Genomic DNA, 19,961 nt, shown 5'->3' with positions numbered 1-19,961 from the left:
ACAAGATGCCTAAGCATGGTAAGAAATATACAGAAATTGTTAAAAAGATCGACAGGCAAGCGCGATACGATTTTGATAAAGCTATAGAGATCTCACTCTCTTCATCCTTTGCAAAATTTGACGAAACTGTTGATGTTGCTGTTAAACTCGGTGTTGATCCAAGGCACGCAGATCAGATGGTTCGAGGGACCGTGGTTCTTCCCAATGGTCTGGGTAAGGAAGTGAAGGTCCTGGTGTTCGCCAAGGGTGAAAAAGAGAAAGAGGCCCTTGATGCGGGTGCAGATTTCATTGCCAACGATGAAATTGTGGAGAAAATTAAAGCGGGATGGTTCGGTTTTGACCGTGCCATTGCCACACCGGACATGATGGGTACCGTTGGTAAGCTTGGCCGTGTACTCGGACCAAGGGGCTTAATGCCCAATGCCAAGACCGGTACTGTTACCTTTGAGGTTGCCCGTGCCATTGATGAGCTTAAAGCCGGTAAAATTGATTTCAGGGTTGAAAAGGCCGGGATTGTCCATGCTCCTGTGGGAAAAGCCTCCTTTGGTGTTGAAAAACTGGTGGAAAATATCAGGGCCTTTATTAATAAAGTCGTTGCTCTGAAGCCCGCAGCCAGCAAAGGAACTTATGTTCAGGGGATTACCGTTTCCACCACCATGGGGCCCGGTATCAAGATTGATCCTCTTTTAATTAAATAATTTTTTTTGTGCTTTAATAATAATATAGATTACTGTTTGCCTGTCCAAGACAGTAGGTGCATAAAGCCTTGCTTTATGTCTAATCGGCGATGCCGGCCTGCCGAGACAGCGTTATGTTTTGGCACAGTTGGCACCTCTGAAAAATTAATATATGGGAAGGAGGTGTTTGAATATTGAACTTATCTGAAAAAAAAGAATTGGTTGCGGACTTGAATGCCAGACTGGCAGAGTCCCAGATCACAGTGCTTGTTGATTACAAGGGCTTGGATGTTGAGTCCATGACAACATTGCGGGCTGAGCTTCGTAAAGAAGGTGCCAGTATGGAGGTTGTTAAAAATACATTGCTCTCCATGGCAGCCAAAGGGACGGATGTCTCTGTAATTGATGATGCTTTCAAAGGTCCCAATGCGATAATCACCAGCAAGGATGATCCTGTTGCGCCTGCAAAGGTTCTGGTTAAATTTGCCAAGGACAATGACAAGCTTGAGATTAAGACCGCTGCCATGAATGGCAAGGCATTGTCCATGGATGAAATTAAAGCCCTGGCCACCATGCCTTCAAGGGAAGTCCTGCTTGCCCAGGTTCTGTCTGCCATGAATGCGGTTCCAACGTCCATGGTTCGCGTCCTCAATGGCGTTCCCACGGCATTGGTGAATGTTATGAATGCCATCAAAGATCAGAAAGAAGCTGCTTAAAAATTTATTTAATTTTTGAAAATATATATATGTTAAAATGCGCCTTGTGCGTTTAAGGAGATAAACAATGGGTGATGTAACCAAAGAAGATGTTGTAGAATTCATAGCAAACATGAGCGTTCTTGAGCTTTCTGAGCTGGTAAAAGAACTGGAAGAAAAATTCGGTGTTTCTGCTGCTGCCCCCGTGGCCATGGCCATGGCTGCTCCTGCAGGCGGTGACGGTGCCGCTGCTGCTGAGCAGACTGAGTTTGATGTTATTCTTGAAGCTGCCGGTGACAAGAAAATCGGTGTCATTAAAGAGGTTCGTGCCATCACCGGTCTGGGTCTGAAAGAGGCCAAAGCCCTGGTTGACGGTGCTCCTAAACCTGTGAAAGAGGGTATTGCCAAAGAAGACGCTGAAAAAATTAAAGAACAACTTGAGGGTGCTGGTGCACAGGTAACTGTTAAATAAAAAAGCCTGTTATGTAAGTATCTGAAAAAAATTGTTATTTGCACTCACACGATGCGGAGGCAAGGTCTTATGGACTCTGTCTCCGCTTTCACGGTTATAATAAACCATTATTTGGAGATACCATGACCGGGAGCCTTCTGGCACACAAGCGCATCAGAAAAGAGTTTGGAAGTAAGAGCAGGGTTGTTGAAATTCCGGATCTCATCGGAATGCAGCGCACCTCCTTTGAGCGATTTCTACAAAGAGATGTCCTTCCTGAAAACAGAGAGGACACAGGAATACATTCGGTTTTTAAATCCGTTTTTCCCATTAAGGACTTTACCGGAACGTCTTCCCTTGAATATGTGTCCTATTCCTTTGGTGAGATAAAACATTCCATCCAGGAATGTATCAGCCGGGGCATGACCTATGAAATTCCCGTGAATATTCGGGTTAGACTTGCTGTATATGATGTTGACAAAGATGCGGGTGTTACCACCATCCGGGACATCAAAGAGCAGGAAATATACTTTGGAACCATCCCGTTGATGACCCGACGTGGAACCTTTATCATCAACGGAACAGAGCGCGCTGTTGTCAGTCAGCTTCACAGATCTTCCGGTGTTTTTTTTGATCACGACAAAGGGAAAAATCATTCGTCGGGTAAAATTGTTTATACGGCACGGATTATCCCAGTGCGGGGTTCCTGGATTGACATGGAGATTGACCCCAAGGATATTGTCAATATCCGCATTGACCGCCGTCGAAAATTTCCCGTGACCATTCTATTTAAAGCTTTTGGGTATACCAATGAAGATATTTTAAGCTTTTTTTATGAAAAAGAGAGAATTGTTCTCAAGGACGGTCTCTTTTTCAAAGAGTTCATTCCCAAGCATTTGAAGCGTCAGCGGGCCAGCTATGATGTTATTTTGCCTGGAACCGATGATGTGGCAGTTAAAAAAGGGCGGCTTTTTACCCAGCGAAGCCTGAAGCAACTCCAGGCAGCCGGGCTTGAGTACATCCCCATTGCCCCGGAAGAGCTCTATGGCAAGGGTTTTGCCGAGGCCATTGTGGACCCCATGACCGATGAGGTAGTTGTCCATGCCGGGGATCTCATAGACCAGGAGCTCCTTGATAAGATCGTGGAGCTGGGCCGGGACACCTTTCGGGTTCTTTACGTGGATTCTTATAGTTCTGATTCCATGCGAAAAACCCTGTCCGTTGACAAGATCACCTCGCGTTCCGAAGCACTGATAGAGATTTACCGACGTCTTAGACCGGGAAATCCTGCCACGCCCGAAGTGGCCCAGGATTTCATTGATCATCTGTTTTTCAAGTCTGCCTACTATGATCTCTCCGATGTGGGACGCTTGAAAATGAATCACCGGTTGGGGGTGAACACCGGTATTCAGGTGAAGACCTTAAGAAAAGAAGATATTTTGCTCACTGCATACACCCTTGCCGAACTAAAGGATACCCAGGGGGCCGTGGATGATATTGATCACCTTGGGAATCGGCGGGTACGGGCTGTGGGTGAATTGCTTGAAAATCAGTACCGCATCGGCCTGGTACGCATGGAACGGGCCATTAAAGAGCGCATGAGCATGCAGGAAGTGGATGCCATGATGCCCCATGATCTGGTGAATCCAAAGCCCGTATCAGCGGTTGTGCGTGAGTTTTTTGGTACCAGTCAGCTGTCCCAGTTCATGGATCAGACCAATCCCCTTTCCGAAACCACCCATAAACGTCGTCTCAGTGCCCTGGGACCGGGTGGTTTGACCCGGGAGCGGGCAGGTTTTGAAGTCAGGGATGTGCACCCTTCCCATTATGGACGAATTTGTCCCATTGAAACCCCGGAAGGACCCAATATTGGTCTCATTGTTTCCCTTTGTACCTATGCCCGGGTGAATCAGTTTGGGTTTGTGGAAACCCCTTACCGCATCGCCGGTGACGGAAGTGCCACCCGGGAGATCAGGCATCTGTCCGCCTTTGAAGAAAAGCAGCATCCCATTGCCCAGGCCAATGCCGTCATTGATCAGGACGGTCGATTCTTAAGGGATCATGTCACCTGCCGGGTGGAGGGTAACTTTGAAATGGTGGATAAAAATGAAATTCAGTTCATGGATGTTTCTCCCAACCAGTTGGTTTCAGTGTCTGCCTCTCTTATTCCTTTTCTTGAAAATGATGATGCCAACCGGGCACTCATGGGGTCTAACATGCAGCGCCAGGCAGTGCCTTTGATTCGCAGTGAGGCGCCCCTGGTGGGCACCGGCATTGAAGGGGTTGTTGCCAGGGATTCCGGTGTGTCCATTGTTGCCGATGAAGCCGGTGAAGTGGTGGATGTGGATGCCAAACGCATTGTCATTAAAAATATCGACACCAAGGACAAGGATGCATCCAGCCTTGTTTCCATCTATACCTGTTCCAAGTTTGTTCGATCCAACCAAAATACCTGCTTTAATCATCGTCCCATTGTACAAAAGGGAGAAAAGGTAAAGAAAAACCAGGTAATTGCCGACGGTCCCTCCACCAATCTTGGAGAGCTGGCACTGGGTAAAAATGTGGTGGTGGCCTTCATGCCCTGGGGCGGCTATAATTATGAGGATTCCATTCTGGTCAGTGAACGCCTGGTAAAAGATGCTGTTTACACTTCTGTGCACATTGAAGAATTTGAAGTGGTGGCAAGGGATACCAAGCTGGGCAAGGAGGAGATCACCCGGGATATTCCCAATGTGGGTGAAGATGCCCTGAAAGATCTGGATGAAAGCGGTATTATCCGTTTGGGTGCCGAGGTAAAGCCCGGTGATATTCTGGTGGGCAAGGTAACCCCCAAGGGGGAAACCCAGCTTTCACCGGAGGAGAAACTGCTACGGGCAATTTTTGGTGAGAAAGCAGGGGATGTGAAAGATACATCCCTGCGGGTGCCGCCGGGTGTGGAGGGGATTGTCATTGATGCCAAAGTCTTTTCCCGCCGGGGCATGGCCAAGGATGATCGTACCCGGAACATCGAAGACCACGAGATTGAAACCCTGGAAAAAAATCGAGATGATGAGATCAACATCATCACTGAATATGTATGGGAGCGGCTTGAAAGCATTCTTTCCGGTCACACCACTTCCACCCACTTGAAGCGGGGGAAAAAGGTACTTATTCCTTCGGGCACACCGGTGTTGTCCGGTACATTGAACGGAATGTCTGTTTCGGATCTCATGGCTCTGGCCGTTGATGACCCCGATGTCACCGAGATGGCACAGACCATTTTGGAGCGGGCGGAAAAGCAGATTCAGGATTCAAGGGATCATTTTAACCGCCAGGTGAATCGGTTTGAAAAAGGCGATGATCTGCCCCCGGGTGTTTTAAAACTCATCAAGATCAATGTTGCCATGAAACGGGTGCTTTCTGTGGGTGATAAGATGGCAGGCCGCCATGGAAACAAGGGTGTTGTGTCAAGAATTCTTCCTGTGGAAGATCTGCCTTACTTTGAAGACGGCCGCACCGTGGATATGGTGCTCAACCCCCTTGGTGTTCCCTCCCGAATGAACGTTGGGCAGATCCTTGAGATTCATCTTGGATGTGCCGCCAGGGGCCTTGGACGTCAGATTGAAGATCTCATGGAGGAGAAAAAACATGATGAGCTCAAGGAAAGATTGAAACGCATTTTCACCACGCCGCCGTTGAAAAAGAAAATCACCGGTGTGGAAGATGTGAAAGATTTTGATTTTGAGGCGCACTACACCCTGGGTGAACCCATGCCGCCACTGGTAAATGAAGATGAGAAAAAGTTCATTGAAACCGTGGATCAGATGGATGAAATGGCATTGACGCTGTTTTCCAATTATTATAAAAATGGCGTTCACATGGCCACACCGGTTTTTGACGGGGCCTCGGAAGAAGAGATTAAATCGCTTATCTCCTTTGCCGGTCTTCATCCGTCAGGTCAATCAATTCTCTATGACGGACGTACGGGTGAGCCCTTTGACAAGCCCATCACCGTGGGTATCATGTATATGCTCAAGCTCCATCATCTGGTGGATGACAAACTCCATGCCCGCTCCATCGGCCCCTACTCCCTGGTCACCCAACAGCCCCTGGGCGGTAAAGCCCAGTTTGGCGGACAGCGACTGGGAGAGATGGAAGTGTGGGCCATGGAGGCCTATGGGGCGGCCCATGCCCTCCAGGAATTTATCACAGTAAAATCCGATGACATGACCGGTCGAACCCGCATGTACGAGAAAATTGTCAAGGGTCAGAATGTGCTTGAACCTGGGATGCCCGAATCTTTCAGGGTGTTGACCAAGGAGCTTCAGAGCCTGGGACTGGATATAAATCTTATTGAAGGAAAGAATTAAGGAGAAGATATTGGAAACCATATACGATTTCTTTGCCAAGCCAAAAGATCCCAAGATGTATAAAGGTGTCCAGATAGGCCTTGCTTCTTCTGACCAGGTCAGAGAGTGGTCCCATGGTGAAATAAAAAAACCCGAAACCATCAATTACAGAACGTTCAAGCCGGAACGTGACGGTCTTTTCTGTGCCAAGGTATTTGGCCCCACCAAGGATTATGAGTGCAACTGCGGTAAGTACAAACGCATGAAGCATCGTGGGGTGGTGTGTGAAAAATGCGGCGTGGAGGTAATTCAATCCAAGGTGCGCCGGGAACGCATGGCCCACATAGAACTGGCCTGTCCGGTGTCCCATATCTGGTTTTTAAAGAGTCTTCCCAGCAAAATCGGTAATGTGCTGGATTTGACCCTTAAAAATCTTGAGAAAGTGCTCTATTTTGATTCCTATGTGGTCATTGACCCCGGTGAAACTGAGCTTTCCAAGTATCAGCTGCTGTCGGATGAGAAATACCATGAGGCCATGGAAGTGTTTGGTCCCGGGGAATTTGAGGTGGGCATCGGGGCCGAAGCCATTTTAAAGCTCCTTGAAGAGATTGACCTCAAGGCTGTGTATGATGAACTCAGAGAAGAGATTGCCACAACCAAATCCGTTGCCAAACGTCAAAAGATGTCAAAACGGCTCAAGGTGGTGGATGCATTCCTCAATTCCGGGCTGAGCCCCACCCGCATGATCATGACGGCCATTCCTGTGTTGCCGCCGGATTTAAGACCCTTGGTGCCTTTGGAAGGCGGGCGGTTTGCCACCTCGGATTTAAATGATCTGTATCGGCGGGTGATCAATCGAAACAATCGATTGAAACGCTTAATGGACCTCAATGCGCCGGATATTATTGTGCGCAATGAAAAACGCATGCTCCAGGAATCTGTGGATGTGCTGTTTGACAATGGTCGCCACGGAAGGGTGGTCACCGGTACCAATAAAAGACCGTTGAAATCCTTGAGTGACACCCTTAAAGGTAAACAGGGCCGGTTCCGTCAGAACCTTCTGGGAAAGCGTGTGGATTATTCCGGTCGTACCGTTATCACTGTGGGTCCGGATCTGCGGTTGCACCAGTGCGGTTTGCCCAAAAAAATGGCCCTGGAGCTTTTTAAGCCTTTTATCTATAATTACCTTGAGAAAAAAGGACTTGTATCCACCGTTAAAAGTGCCAAAAAAATGGTGGAGCGCGAAGAAATTGCCGTGTGGGATGCCCTGGACCATGTGGTCCGGGAATATCCGGTGATGCTCAACCGGGCACCCACATTGCATCGACTGGGTATCCAGGCCTTTGAACCCATTCTCATTGAGGGAAAGGCTATTCAGCTTCATCCCCTGGTTTGCCCCGCTTTTAACGCCGACTTTGACGGTGACCAGATGGCCGTGCATGTGCCCCTTTCATTGGAGGCCCGCCTGGAAGCCCGGGTGATGATGCTGGCAAGTAATAACATTCTTTCCCCGGCCAATGGCCAGCCTGTGATTGTTCCCACCCAGGATATTGTTTTGGGTATTTATTACATGACCCGGGAAGCGTCCGGTAAAAAAGGGGAAGGCGTTCTTTTCTCCAGTATTGCAGAAGTTCGTTCTGCCTTTGATTCCAAGGCATTGGATCTCCATGCAAAAATCAAGGTGCGCATTGACGGCGTTATCCATGAAACCACCACCGGCAGGATTTTACTGTGGGAAATTATTCCCGGAGATACCCTGCTGTCCATGAATTGTTTCGGCTTTTCCACCCGGGAAACGGCCCAGGCGGTTCTGGGTGAACTGAAAAAGGGCCGGGAATTCCAGGGCGTGCTGGACGAGATCGAGGATGAGGAAAATCCGGTGTCTGTCACCCAGACCGGTATTCTCACCAGCAAGGAATTTCAAAATTATTTTCAAGTCAGTGAAATCGTGGTCACCCAGCTGTTTGGATTGCTGGAAGGCCAGTATTCCGATGTGGTGGAATACAATGGCAGGTTTAATATTTTCAGGGTGGATGAGAGAAAAATCACCATTCCCTTTGAGTTGTTAAATCGTCTGATGGATAAAGGCGCTGTCCGGGGACTTGTGGATTATGCCTATCGAAATATCGGTCTTAAAGAAACGGTTATTCTGGCAGACCGCTTAAAAGATATTGGATATCGGTATTCCACTTTGGGAGGATTGTCCATCTGCATTGATGACATGATTATCCCCGACGGTAAATGGGATATCATCCGAAAGTCCGAAGAGCAGGTTCAAGGGATTAAGCAGCAATACTCCGAAGGTCTCATCACCCAGGGAGAAAAGTATAACAAAGTGGTGGATATCTGGGCCAAGAGTACCGATGATATTGCCGATGCCATGATGGCTGTCATGAAAAATCCCGGTGGTGAAGATGCATCCGATGATGTCCTTAACGCTGTTTACATGATGGCAGATTCCGGTGCCAGGGGCAGCAAGGATCAGATGCGTCAGCTGGCTGGAATGCGTGGTCTCATGGCCAAACCTTCGGGTGAGATCATTGAGAATCCCATCACAGCCTGTTTCCGTGAGGGATTGACTGTGCTTCAGTATTTTATTTCCACCCATGGCGCCCGTAAGGGGCTTGCCGATACGGCCCTTAAAACGGCCAACTCCGGGTATCTCACCCGTCGTCTGGCAGATGTGGCCCAGGATTGTACCGTCATGGAAGAAGACTGCGGTACCCTGATGGGGGTGGAAGTGGAGTCTCTTCTGGAGGGTGGAGAGGTCATCCAGACCCTTGGGGAGAGAATTTTGGGAAGGGTGGTCCAGGCCCCGGTGATTGACCCGTATAAAAATACTCTGCTTGCAGATAAAGGGGTTGAGCTGGATGAGAAGCTGGTTGAAATCATTGAAAGTGCCGGTGTGACCAGTGTGAAAATTCGTTCCGTACTTACCTGTAAATCAAGACACGGGGTATGTGCCAAGTGTTATGGTCGGGACCTTGCCCACGGTAAAACCGTTGAGATTGGCCAGGCCATCGGTATCATGGCGGCCCAGTCCATTGGAGAGCCGGGAACCCAGCTTACCATGCGAACCTTTCACATTGGCGGTACTGCCAGTCGAAAGGTGGAAGTGGCTGAAATTAAAGCCAGGGTGGCAGGGATCATTAAATTCAATGAAAATATCCAGATCGTTACCACTGCAACCCAGGAACAGATTGTCATGAACAGAAAAGGGGGCGGTTTTTCCATCACCGGTCCCGAGGGGCGTGAGCGGGCCAAGGAAGATGTCATTTACGGGGCCAATCTCCATGTGACGGACGGTCAAACCGTGGAGGTGGGGGATGTCCTTGCCTCATGGGATCCTTTTACAACACCCATCATCACCGAGGTGAGCGGTCGTGCCCGGTATGCCGATATTGAGGTGGGAAATACGGTCCAGGAGCAGATTGATCCGGTGACGGGTAAGGTGTCCCGCACCATCATTGAAGGGAAGTCTTCTGATATCCGTCCCCGCATCACCATTAAAGACAAGGACGGAAAGGGCATTAAACTTCCGGGTTCCTCGGCCAATGTCATGTACTATCTGCCGGTGAACGCCATTCTCATGAAAGATGATGATGATGAGGTCATGGCAGGGGATGTCATTGCCAAGCTTCCCCGGGCCACCACTAAAACCAAGGATATTACCGGTGGTCTGCCCCGGGTGGCCGAACTGTTTGAGGTTCGAAAACCCAAAGAGCCCAGCGTACTCACAGAGATTGACGGGTATGTTTCCGTGTCCAAGGGTACCAAGGGAAAACAGAAAGTCACCGTCACGCCCACTGATGTGGGGGACAAAAAAGAATATCTCATTCCCAAGGGCCGTCATATCAATGTGTATGACGGTGATTATGTAAAGGCCGGTGAACCCCTCATCGGTGGTTCTGCCAATCCCCAGGATATTCTTAATATCAAGGGAGAGGTGGCCCTGGCCCGTTACCTGGTGGATGAGGTTCAAGAAGTATATCGTCTCCAGGGCGTTCGCATCAATGATAAACACATTGAGGTGATCATCAGCCAGATGATGCGGCGGGTGAAGGTTCTGGAAGTTGGAGACACAGATTTTATCCCCGATGAGCAGGTGGATCGAGACCGATTTGCAGAGGTTAATCGGGATATTGTCATGAAGGGTGGGGAGCCTGCCAGGGGAGAGCCTTTGATTCTGGGAATCACAAAGGCGTCCCTTGCAACGGACAGTTTTATTTCTGCTGCATCGTTCCAGGAGACCACCAAAGTTCTCACCGAAGCCAGTATCCAGGGAAGATACGACAACCTCAAGGGGTTGAAGGAAAATGTTATCATGGGACGCTTGATTCCCGCCGGGACAGGTTTTGTGGGGTATAAAAATGTGGAGATTGAGACGGTGGAGAATTAATTATACGCGCTTTTGAAATTATTATTTCCTGTATAACCGCCACGGGCGGACCGTATTCTGATCTCGTTTCGCCCGGAACAAAGTTTAAAATACTTTCCTGATCTGCGGGGTATTTTATAAAAACCGCCACGGGCGGACCCTGGCTATGACCTTGGTTCGCCCACATCAAAGTATGAAAATATTTCCCCTTGCGGAGATTTTTTTATGGAAAAAACTGTTGAAAAGATGGACCCCGGTTTTTTTCAAAAGTGTTTTTTTTCTTTAAATCACACCGGCTTTGATTTGTGGTGCTGTATTTATAACTGCCTTGAATGGGGGAGTGCGCTCAGCGGTAATATAAAAAAAGCTTGACAAGTTTAGTTGTCTATATAATAATTCACCATTTTGTCACATAAGATTGTTCGAAATCATTCGATAAGGAGTTTTATAAAGGTATGCCAACCATTAATCAACTGGTAAGGAAGGGACGGGTAAAGGCCGAAAAGAAGCAGGGCACCCCGGCTTTAAAGGGTGGTCCCCAGAAGCGTGGTGTCTGCACCAGGGTCTATACATCGACGCCCAAAAAGCCGAACTCTGCATTGAGAAAGGTTGCCAGGGTTCGTCTGACAACAGGCATGGAAGTTGCCGCCTACATTCCCGGTATGGGTCATAACCTGCAGGAGCACTCCGTGGTTCTTGTCAGGGGCGGGAGGGTGAAGGACCTTCCCGGTGTTCGTTATCACATTGTGAGGGGAACACTGGATACGCTTGGGGTGGAAGATAGAAGGCAGGGTAGATCTAAATATGGTGCAAAACGACCCAAATAAGTTCTTTGGGCATCGGGTTTGGACTTGGGATCATTGAATCAGTTTAAGAAATTGGTGGATGTATGGCAAGAAAAAAAATAGTTTCAGCGCATTTGACCATGGGTGCAAAGGGCGAAAAAACCCTTGTGTCCAAGTTTGTTAATTGCGTGATGAAAGATGGTAAACGAAGCGTCGCTGTGAGGGTTTTTAATGATGCAATGGATCTCATTGAAAAGAAAACCGGTGAAACAGCGTTGGATGTGTTTGAAAAAGCGATCAGTAATGTTCGTCCCTCTGTGGAAGTGAAATCACGCCGGGTGGGTGGCTCAACCTATCAGGTGCCAACAGAGATAAAGCCTTCAAGGCAGACAGCTCTGGCCTTTCGCTGGTTGTTGACCTTTAGCCGGAAACGGTCTGAAAAGGGGATGGCCAACAAGCTTGCAGCTGAGCTGATGGATGCATTTAATGAGCGCGGCGGTGCCATGAAAAAGAAAGAAGATACCCATAAAATGGCTGAGGCGAACAAAGCTTTTGCTCATTTCAGATGGTAATTTTTAAGAATATTTAAAAAGTCCTGTTAAGATTTCAGGGAGGAAAATTTAGAATGGCTAAGGAAAAATTCGAGCGGACAAAACCGCATGTTAACATCGGAACCATCGGACATATCGATCATGGTAAGACCACTTTGACTGCTGCAATTACAAAGCATGCCGCCCTTGCAGGTCATGGCGACTATGTCCCCTTTGACGAGATTGACAAGGCCCCGGAAGAACGTGAGCGCGGTATTACCATTGCAACCGCCCATGTTGAGTATGAGACTGCCAATCGTCATTATGCCCATGTGGATTGTCCCGGTCATGCTGACTATATCAAGAACATGATCACCGGAGCTGCCCAGATGGACGGTGCTGTTCTGGTTGTAAGTGCCGATGACGGCCCCATGCCCCAGACCCGTGAGCACATTCTTCTTGCCCGTCAGGTTGGCGTTCCCAGTATTGTTGTGTTTTTGAATAAATGTGACATGGTGGATGACGAAGAGCTCATTGAGCTGGTGGAAATGGAACTTCAGGAGCTTCTGGACAAGTATGAATTCCCCGGTGACGATACACCCATTATCAGAGGATCTGCCCTGAAAGCTCTGGAATGTGATGATCCCAACGGTGAAGAAGCTAAATGTATTGCAGAGCTTCTGGGTGTTCTGGATTCCTATGTGGAAGAGCCTGTCCGCGATACAGATAAAGACTTTCTCATGCCCATTGAGGATGTGTTCAGTATTTCCGGTCGTGGTACCGTTGTAACCGGTCGTATCGAGCGTGGTGTAATCAAGACCGGTGAAGAAGTTGAGCTTGTGGGTATCCGTGAAACCACCAAAACCACCTGTACCGGTGTTGAGATGTTTAGAAAGCTTCTGGACGAAGGTCAGGCCGGTGATAATGTCGGACTGCTGCTGCGTGGAACCAAAAGAGACGCCGTTGAAAGGGGTCAGGTCGTTGCCAAACCCGGAACCATCAAACCCTATACCAAGTTCAAGGCGGAAATTTATTGTCTGAGTAAAGAAGAAGGCGGTCGTCATACACCTTTCTTCAGCGGCTATCGTCCCCAGTTCTTTTTTAGAACCACTGACGTAACCGGTATTCTGACCCTGGCTGAGGGTGTGGAAATGATCATGCCTGGAGATAACGCAAGTATCTCAGCTGAACTCATTGCTCCCATTGCCATGGAGAAAGAACTTCGGTTTGCCATCAGGGAAGGTGGACGTACTGTGGGTGCCGGTGTTATTGGCGAAATTGAAGACTAAGCCGGGGAAGATTGAATCGTTATGATAAAAACAAAAATAAGGATCAGGCTCAAAGCTTATGACCATAAGTTGCTTGATCGCTCATCCCTTGACATCGTGGATACAGCAAGAAAAACCGGTGCAAAGGTTGTGGGACCCATTCCACTTCCAACACGGATCAATAAGTTTTGTGTGCTGCGTTCTCCACATGTAAATAAGAAATCCCGGGAACAGTTTGAAATCAGGACCCACAAGCGTCTGATGGATATTCTTGAACCCACCCAGCAGACTGTGGATGCTTTGATGAAGCTGGATCTTTCCCCGGGCGTGGCGGTGGAAATTAAATTGTAATCTGATTCCTCACAGGGATTGGACGGCTTTTTTGAATTTCCGGTGCTGATTAAAAAGCGTACAAATAAAGCTATAAGATCAAGTCCCTTTGTAAGGGGTTTGAAAACATAGAACAGGATATGATTATGTGTGATGGAATTGTGGGAAAAAAGGTGGGAATGACCAGTGTCTTTGCCGCCGACGGTACCCTTGTGCCGGTAACTGTGCTTGAGGTGGGACCCTGTGTGGTTACCCAGGTTAAAACCCTCAGTGTGGACGGTTACAATGCAGTGCAGGTGGGCTTTGGAGCCAAAGATATTAAACGCTGTACCAAACCTGCCGCAGGGCATTTTGCAAAGAGCGGAGGGTCTGGCTTTACAACCCTTCGTGAGTTCAAAGTGGATGCCCCTGAAGAATATGAACCCGGTCAGGTTCTGAATCTGGATTTTCTCCAGCCCGGAGATAAGGTGAATGTGTCCGGTACCTCCAAGGGCCGCGGCTTCCAGGGAACCATTAAACGGCACGGCTTCAGCCGTGGGCCTGAGACCCATGGTAGCAGAAACCATCGTAAGCCCGGTTCAGTGGGATGTTCTGCCTGGCCTGCACGGATCACCAAGGGCAAAAAAATGCCCGGACACATGGGTGTTGATCGAAAAACGATCAAGAACCTTGTGGTGATTGATGTTAGAGCCGAAGAAAATCTTTTATTGGTCAAAGGGCCTGTTCCGGGAGCAAAAACCGGCATCCTTGAGATCGTAAAAGTGGCAAAGTAGTTGGAATTGTATACGTAGTTTTTACCACGACTGTGGGTATTGCAATGACCTTCGCAGTGATGCACAGTCGGAATTTAATGAGGACATATATGGCTGCTGTAGATGTTTTGAACAGGTCAGGTGAAAAGGTCTCCGAGGCCCAGCTCCCTGATACGATATTCAGCATACCTGTTAAAAAAAGTGTACTGCATGATGTTGTGAGGATGCAGCTCGCAAGTAGAAGACGCGGAACCGCCGTTGTAAAGGGGCGCTCTGACATCGCAGGAAGTACCAAGAAATTGTACCGGCAGAAAGGTACCGGTAATGCAAGGTCCGGAAGCATCAAGTCTCCCCTGAGACGGGGCGGCGGTGTTATTTTCGGTCCCACCCAGAGATCCTATGCCTATAATCTGCCCAAAAAAGTGCGCGCACTGGCCCTTAAGATGGCATTGAGCAGTAAATTGGCCACCGATTCTTTAAGGGTGATTGACGGTTTTGGTCTGGAAGAGATCAAAACAAAAGCTTTTGTGGATGTGACCCGGGCACTTGGTTTGAAAAAGGTCCTGGTGGTTACTTCAGACGACGATAGAAATCTGTTTCTCTCTTCACGCAATGTTCCCGGGGTCAAGGTGATTAAAACCGAAGGCCTCAATGTTTATGATATCCTGAAATATGACAAGCTCCTGCTGGTTGAGTCATCCATTCAGGGAATTGAAGGGAGGCTCGGGTGATGATTAAAGATTATGATATAATTCGAAGGCCTTTGAATACGGAAAAAACAACTCTGCAAAAAGAGCTCTTCAACCAGGTTTCCTTTGAGGTGGACCGTCAGGCCAACCGGATGGAAATTAAAGATGCGGTGGAACGTATTTTCAATACCAAAGTTCAGACCGTCAGAACCATTCAAATGAAGGGCAAGGTAAAACGTCGTGGCAAGGTCCTTGGAAAACGGCGGGATTGGAAAAAAGCCATTGTACGGTTAATGCCCGGGCAGAGAATTGATTTTTTTGAAGGTGTATAAAGAGGTAAGCACATGTCAATAAAGAAGACAAAGCCGACATCACCCGGCAGACGGGCCCAGGAGTACTTTACCTTTGAGGAAATTACCAAGGTAAAGCCCGAACGGAGCCTGCTGAAAAAAATTAAAAAGACAGCCGGGCGTAATGTCCATGGCCGGATTACCAGTCGTCACAGAGGTGGTGGGGCAAAAAAGCAGTACAGGATCATTGATTTTAAACGAGATAAAGATGGCATTCCCGCCAAGGTGTCTGCCATTGAATACGATCCCAACAGAAGTGCCCGCATTGCTCTTTTGTTTTATGTGGATGGGGAAAAACGCTATATCCTCTGTCCCAAGGATCTCCAGGTGGGTGATATCATTGAAACCGGGCCCGATGCAGATATCAAGCCCGGCAATTGTCTGCCCCTGGAAAATATTCCTCTGGGTACCCGTATCCATAATGTGGAGCTTAAGCAGCAGAAAGGCGGTCAGATCGTCAGAAGTGCCGGTACCTTTGCAAGGCTCATGGCAAAAGAAGGTCGCTATGCCCAGGTTCTTCTTCCCTCCGGTGAGGTGCGCATGGTGCACATCAAGTGCAAAGCAACCATTGGACGGGTGGGTAATGAGAAACACGATGATATCAAACTTGGTAAAGCCGGTCGTTCAAGATGGCTGGGTCGCAGACCTTCTGTAAGAGGTGTTGCCATGAACCCTGTGGATCATCCCATGGGTGGTGGTGAAGGTCGATCCTCCGGTGGTCGTCATCCTTGTACGCCTTGGGGTGTGCCGACCAAAGGGTATCGAACCCGTAATAATAAGCGTACTGACCAGTACATCGTGAAAAGAAGAGCTAAACGCAAATAGATAGGTGATCTGATATGCCAAGGTCGTTGAAAAAGGGCCCTTATATAGCCCCGGAACTGATAAAAAAGGTTGTTGCTGCTCAAGAAGATAAAAAGAGCAACAAAGTGATCAAAACCTGGTCCAGGAGATCAACTATTTTTCCCGAGATGGTGGGAATCACTTTTGCAGTTCATAATGGTAAGAAATTCGTGCCGGTATTTGTTACGGAGAACATGGTCGGACATAAACTTGGCGAGTTTTCTCCCACAAGAACATTTTACGGTCACGCAGGTGATAAAAAGTCCAAAATGAAGCGATAACCCCCAAGGGGTTACAATGTAAGAGGAAACTGAAATGGAAGTTAAAGCAGTCACTAAATACGTACGAATATCACCGTTGAAACTGCGTGCTCCTGTTGAAGCTTTAAAGGGAAAGCCTGTTGAGGAAGCGTTAAATATCCTCAAGTTCATGCCCCTTAAAGCCGCCGGTATCATATCCAAAACCCTGAGTTCGGCTGTGGCCAACGCTGAACACAACAATGAGTTGGATGTTGACGATCTCATCGTTAAAAACATTGTTGTTGACCAGGGCCCTACCCTGAAACGTTTCCGGGCAAGGGCCAGGGGCAGAGGTGCCAGGATTCTTAAAAGATCCAGCCACATCACAGTAACAGTTGCGGAAACGGTCTAAATAAGGAGGGTTCGGATTGGGCCAAAAAGTAAATCCAATCGGGTTAAGATTAGGTATTATCAAAACATGGGATTCCCGGTGGTATGCCGATAAAGAATATGCTGATTTTGTTTATGAAGATTACAAAATTAGAAAATTTCTTAAAAAGAAGCTTTACCATGCAGGTATCTCTAAAATAGAAATTGAGCGGTTTTCTAAACGGATCAGACTCCGCGTATTTGCAGCAAGACCCGGGATCATCATCGGGAAAAAAGGATCTGAAATTGCCCTTTTGAAAAAAGAGCTGGAAAAGATGCTTACCCCCGAAGTTCTCATAGACATCAAAGAGGTCCGACGACCTGAGGTTGATGCCCAGCTTGTTGCAGAAAATATTGCATCCCAGCTTGAACGACGCATTGCATTTAGAAGGGCCATGAAAAGAAGTGTCTCTTCTGCCATGCGGTTTGGTGCCCAGGGGATCAAAATCATTTGTGCCGGTAGACTCGGTGGTGCAGAAATGGCAAGGACGGAGTGGTACAAAGAGGGCCGTATTCCGCTTCACACATTGAGAGCTGATGTGGACTATGGCTTTATTGAAGCCCAGACCACCTATGGTACCATTGGAATTAAAGTCTTCATCTTCAAAGGTGAAGTGCTTAATGCCGAGCAGAACCTCACAGCTTAATAGAAAGTTTGCTTAGGAGATATATACAATGCTGAGTCCTAAAAAGGTAAAGTATCGCAAACGGATGCGTGGACGGCTCAAGGGAAAGCCCACCGGAGGCACAGAACTCAACTTCGGTGATTTCGGACTACAGGCCGTTGAGTGCGGGTATGTCAATGCCCGACAGATTGAAGCTGCCCGTATTGCCATGACCCGAAAAATTAAGAGAAGTGGGAAAACCTGGATTCGTTTTTTTCCAGACAAGCCCGTTACCAAGAAACCCGCAGAAGTCAGAATGGGTAAGGGTAAGGGACCCACAGATGCCTGGGTGGCTGCCATTAGACCCGGACGGATTCTCTATGAAATGGAAGGTGTCCCAAGAGAGCTTGCCATGGAAGCCCTTCGCCTGGCTGCCAGAAAGCTGTCTGTGAAAACGCGCTTTGTGGAAAGGAGTTAAATCCCATGAAAATCAGTGAAATTCGAGCCATGAGCGCCGAAGAGATTGAGACAAAACTGACTGAGCTGAAAAAAGAGTTTTTCAATCTTCGTTTTCAGCATGGTGTTGGTCAGCTTGAGAATACAGCCATTCTTCCCGGAATCAGGCGGGACATTGCCCGTTTGAAAACTGTTTCCCGGGAGATGAATTTAAACACATAGCTTTAAAGTTGATGCCATGAATGAAAGAGGAAGAAAAAGAGTACTTCTGGGTACTATAGTATCTGACAAGATGGATAAATCAGTGGTGGTTCAGGTCGAAAGACTGGTGCAGCACAAGGTTTATAAAAAATATATTAAAAGCTATAAAAAATATGCTGCCCACGACGAAAACAACCTTTGTCGTCCCGGGGATGTCGTTAAGATTACTGAATCAAGACCCCTTAGCAAAACCAAGAAATTTCGCGTCAGTGAGATTGTCAAACGGGCAGTTTGATTTTATAAGGAGTTGAGATAATGATTCAGACAGAGACAAGATTGACTGTGGCAGACAACTCCGGTGCCAAGGAACTGTATTGTATCAAGGTCCTTGGCGGATCCAAAAGACGGTATGCCGGCATCGGGGATATTATTGTTGTTTCCGTTAAGGAAGCCATTCCCAATGCCAAGGTTAAAAAGGGTGATGTTGTCAAGGCGGTTATCGTGCGGACTAAAAAAGAGGTCGCAAGACCCGATGGTTCGATGATCAGATTTGATGATAATTCAGCTGTTATTATCAATCCTTCCAATGAACCAATTGGCACTCGTATTTTCGGCCCCGTTGCAAGGGAACTCCGGGCCAAACGGTTTATGAAGATAATATCCCTTGCACCCGAGGTACTGTAGCGGTTCACTACGTTGGAGAGGATTCCATGGAAAAGATCAAAACAAGAATTAAGACCGATGATAAGGTAAAGATCATTGCCGGTAAGGATAAAGGCAAAATCGGCAAGGTTCTGAAAGTCATTAAAAAGAAAAACAGAGCCGTTGTTGAAAATATTAATGTGGCAAAAATCCATCAGCGACCCACCCAGGCAAATCCCCAGGGCGGCATTGTAGAAAAAGCAATGCCGGTGGATTATTCCAATCTCATGCTCATGTGCAACCGATGCGTTAAACCGGTTCGAGTGGGCATCAGAGTGCTTGAAGATGGAAAAAAGGTCAGATTCTGTAAAAAATGCAATGAACAGATCGATGCTTAGGATTCGACTGAGGAGCTAATTTTCGATGTTTAAAGAGAAATATGAAAAAGAGATAGTCCCGGCGCTCACGCAGTCCTTTGACTATCAAAACAGAATGCAGGTGCCTGGCCTGGAAAAAATTGTGCTGAACATTGGATTGGGCGAAGCCATCAAAAATGTAAAATTGCTGGATTCCGCCGCCGCTGATTTGACCTTGATTTCAGGTCAGAAGCCTGTTATCACCAAGGCAAAAAAATCCATTGCAGCATTCAAGCTCAGGGAAGGTATGCCCATTGGATGTATGGTGACCCTGCGCCGGGAAAAGATGTATGATTTCCTGGAAAAACTGGTGAACATTACCCTTCCCCGTGTCCGTGACTTTCGGGGTATTTCCGGAAAGGCCTTTGACGGAAGAGGTAATTACAGCCTTGGTATCAAAGAACATATCATTTTTCCGGAAATTGATTATGACAAGACCGACAGTATCAAAGGTCTGAATGTTACCATCGTCACCACGGCTAAGACCGACAAAGAGGGCAAGGAGCTCTTGAAGCTTTTTGGAATGCCCTTTAAAAACTGATCGTTAATCGCAAGTTGTAAATCGGGTATGGCATGGATTTATGGAAAAGCAGCTCCGTTTTTTTCCATACATTCAACATATCCCTCCAGGAGGTAAAGTTGGCAAAAAAGTCTCTTATCGCAAAGGCGGGGAGAACGCCGAAATTTAAAGTGCGGGCGTACAATCGTTGCACCATTTGTGGCCGGCCCAGGGGATATATCCGGAAAGCAGGTATCTGTCGAATCTGCTTCAGGGATCTTGCTTCTGCCGGAAAATTGCCGGGTGTGACAAAATCAAGTTGGTAATCATTCCCCGGGACTTGGTCTTGGCGGCTTGATTATATTAAGCTTGGATAACAGATATCGAATAGTTCTTTT

Annotated in this window: 23 protein-coding genes; all 23 read left to right on the top strand. The window is 47.7% G+C overall.

Going from position 1 to position 19,961, the window contains the following annotated elements; all coding sequences use genetic code 11:
* Nucleotides 1–5: 5 nt before the first annotated feature.
* The gene (gene rplA, locus B9A32_RS00375) at nucleotides 6–698 is read left to right on the top strand and encodes a 50S ribosomal protein L1 (protein ID WP_084066401.1); all 693 of its coding nucleotides are present in this window, start codon (nucleotides 6–8) and stop codon (nucleotides 696–698) included.
* A gap of 173 nt (nucleotides 699–871) precedes the next feature.
* Nucleotides 872–1,393 carry a 50S ribosomal protein L10 gene (rplJ, locus tag B9A32_RS00370; protein WP_332308485.1) on the top strand — a complete coding sequence of 174 codons (522 nt, stop codon included), beginning with the start codon at nucleotides 872–874 and terminating at the stop codon, nucleotides 1,391–1,393.
* Nucleotides 1,394–1,460: 67 nt separating this feature from the next.
* Complete coding sequence (gene rplL / locus B9A32_RS00365; protein ID WP_084066399.1) at nucleotides 1,461–1,844, top strand: 50S ribosomal protein L7/L12; 384 nt, start codon at nucleotides 1,461–1,463, stop codon at nucleotides 1,842–1,844.
* 122 nt (nucleotides 1,845–1,966) lie between these two features.
* Nucleotides 1,967–6,172, top strand: coding sequence for a DNA-directed RNA polymerase subunit beta (gene rpoB / locus B9A32_RS00360; protein WP_084066398.1), 4,206 nt, complete (start codon nucleotides 1,967–1,969; stop codon nucleotides 6,170–6,172).
* 10 nt (nucleotides 6,173–6,182) lie between these two features.
* A complete protein-coding gene (gene rpoC / locus B9A32_RS00355) occupies nucleotides 6,183–10,550 on the top strand; it encodes a DNA-directed RNA polymerase subunit beta' (protein ID WP_084066397.1) in 4,368 nt (1,455 codons plus the stop codon).
* Between the two features lie 434 nt (nucleotides 10,551–10,984).
* The gene (rpsL, locus tag B9A32_RS00350; RefSeq protein WP_084066396.1) at nucleotides 10,985–11,356 is read left to right on the top strand and encodes a 30S ribosomal protein S12; all 372 of its coding nucleotides are present in this window, start codon (nucleotides 10,985–10,987) and stop codon (nucleotides 11,354–11,356) included.
* 62 nt (nucleotides 11,357–11,418) lie between these two features.
* Complete coding sequence (rpsG, locus tag B9A32_RS00345) at nucleotides 11,419–11,886, top strand: 30S ribosomal protein S7 (protein ID WP_084066395.1); 468 nt, start codon at nucleotides 11,419–11,421, stop codon at nucleotides 11,884–11,886.
* Nucleotides 11,887–11,939: 53 nt separating this feature from the next.
* Nucleotides 11,940–13,133, top strand: coding sequence for an elongation factor Tu (gene tuf, locus B9A32_RS00340; protein ID WP_084066394.1), 1,194 nt, complete (start codon nucleotides 11,940–11,942; stop codon nucleotides 13,131–13,133).
* Between the two features lie 21 nt (nucleotides 13,134–13,154).
* A complete protein-coding gene (gene rpsJ / locus B9A32_RS00335; RefSeq protein ID WP_084066393.1) occupies nucleotides 13,155–13,463 on the top strand; it encodes a 30S ribosomal protein S10 in 309 nt (102 codons plus the stop codon).
* Between the two features lie 125 nt (nucleotides 13,464–13,588).
* Nucleotides 13,589–14,215, top strand: coding sequence for a 50S ribosomal protein L3 (gene rplC / locus B9A32_RS00330; RefSeq protein WP_084066392.1), 627 nt, complete (start codon nucleotides 13,589–13,591; stop codon nucleotides 14,213–14,215).
* 89 nt (nucleotides 14,216–14,304) lie between these two features.
* Nucleotides 14,305–14,925, top strand: coding sequence for a 50S ribosomal protein L4 (gene rplD / locus B9A32_RS00325; protein ID WP_084066391.1), 621 nt, complete (start codon nucleotides 14,305–14,307; stop codon nucleotides 14,923–14,925).
* 2 nt (nucleotides 14,926–14,927) lie between these two features.
* Entirely contained in the window at nucleotides 14,928–15,215 is a 288-nt protein-coding gene (rplW, locus tag B9A32_RS00320; protein WP_084066667.1) for a 50S ribosomal protein L23, read from the top strand.
* Between the two features lie 12 nt (nucleotides 15,216–15,227).
* Complete coding sequence (gene rplB, locus B9A32_RS00315) at nucleotides 15,228–16,058, top strand: 50S ribosomal protein L2 (RefSeq protein WP_084066390.1); 831 nt, start codon at nucleotides 15,228–15,230, stop codon at nucleotides 16,056–16,058.
* Nucleotides 16,059–16,072: 14 nt separating this feature from the next.
* On the top strand, nucleotides 16,073–16,357 hold the full coding sequence (gene rpsS, locus B9A32_RS00310) for a 30S ribosomal protein S19 (RefSeq protein WP_084066389.1): 285 nt from the start codon (nucleotides 16,073–16,075) through the stop codon (nucleotides 16,355–16,357).
* A 34-nt stretch (nucleotides 16,358–16,391) separates the two neighbouring features.
* Complete coding sequence (gene rplV, locus B9A32_RS00305) at nucleotides 16,392–16,727, top strand: 50S ribosomal protein L22 (protein WP_084066388.1); 336 nt, start codon at nucleotides 16,392–16,394, stop codon at nucleotides 16,725–16,727.
* A gap of 16 nt (nucleotides 16,728–16,743) precedes the next feature.
* Complete coding sequence (gene rpsC, locus B9A32_RS00300; RefSeq protein ID WP_084066387.1) at nucleotides 16,744–17,391, top strand: 30S ribosomal protein S3; 648 nt, start codon at nucleotides 16,744–16,746, stop codon at nucleotides 17,389–17,391.
* Nucleotides 17,392–17,419: 28 nt separating this feature from the next.
* A complete protein-coding gene (gene rplP / locus B9A32_RS00295) occupies nucleotides 17,420–17,827 on the top strand; it encodes a 50S ribosomal protein L16 (protein WP_084066386.1) in 408 nt (135 codons plus the stop codon).
* 5 nt (nucleotides 17,828–17,832) lie between these two features.
* The gene (gene rpmC, locus B9A32_RS00290; protein ID WP_084066385.1) at nucleotides 17,833–18,027 is read left to right on the top strand and encodes a 50S ribosomal protein L29; all 195 of its coding nucleotides are present in this window, start codon (nucleotides 17,833–17,835) and stop codon (nucleotides 18,025–18,027) included.
* Between the two features lie 16 nt (nucleotides 18,028–18,043).
* On the top strand, nucleotides 18,044–18,301 hold the full coding sequence (gene rpsQ, locus B9A32_RS00285) for a 30S ribosomal protein S17 (RefSeq protein WP_084066384.1): 258 nt from the start codon (nucleotides 18,044–18,046) through the stop codon (nucleotides 18,299–18,301).
* A gap of 20 nt (nucleotides 18,302–18,321) precedes the next feature.
* Nucleotides 18,322–18,690 carry a 50S ribosomal protein L14 gene (rplN, locus tag B9A32_RS00280; RefSeq protein ID WP_084066383.1) on the top strand — a complete coding sequence of 123 codons (369 nt, stop codon included), beginning with the start codon at nucleotides 18,322–18,324 and terminating at the stop codon, nucleotides 18,688–18,690.
* Nucleotides 18,691–18,716: 26 nt separating this feature from the next.
* Nucleotides 18,717–19,046 carry a 50S ribosomal protein L24 gene (rplX, locus tag B9A32_RS00275; protein WP_170923639.1) on the top strand — a complete coding sequence of 110 codons (330 nt, stop codon included), beginning with the start codon at nucleotides 18,717–18,719 and terminating at the stop codon, nucleotides 19,044–19,046.
* Nucleotides 19,047–19,071: 25 nt separating this feature from the next.
* Nucleotides 19,072–19,605: a 50S ribosomal protein L5 gene (rplE, locus tag B9A32_RS00270; protein ID WP_084066382.1), complete on the top strand. Its 534-nt coding sequence runs from the start codon at nucleotides 19,072–19,074 to the stop codon at nucleotides 19,603–19,605.
* Between the two features lie 32 nt (nucleotides 19,606–19,637).
* On the top strand, nucleotides 19,638–19,889 hold the full coding sequence (locus tag B9A32_RS00265) for a type Z 30S ribosomal protein S14 (RefSeq protein ID WP_456297762.1): 252 nt from the start codon (nucleotides 19,638–19,640) through the stop codon (nucleotides 19,887–19,889).
* Nucleotides 19,890–19,961 lie beyond the last annotated feature (72 nt).

It is taken from the genome of Desulfocicer vacuolatum DSM 3385 (assembly GCF_900176365.1).
Taxonomy (GTDB): Bacteria; Desulfobacterota; Desulfobacteria; order Desulfobacterales; family Desulfobacteraceae; genus Desulfocicer; species Desulfocicer vacuolatum.
Note: the sequence above shows the minus strand (reverse complement) of the source record. Positions and strands in the feature narration are given on the sequence as shown.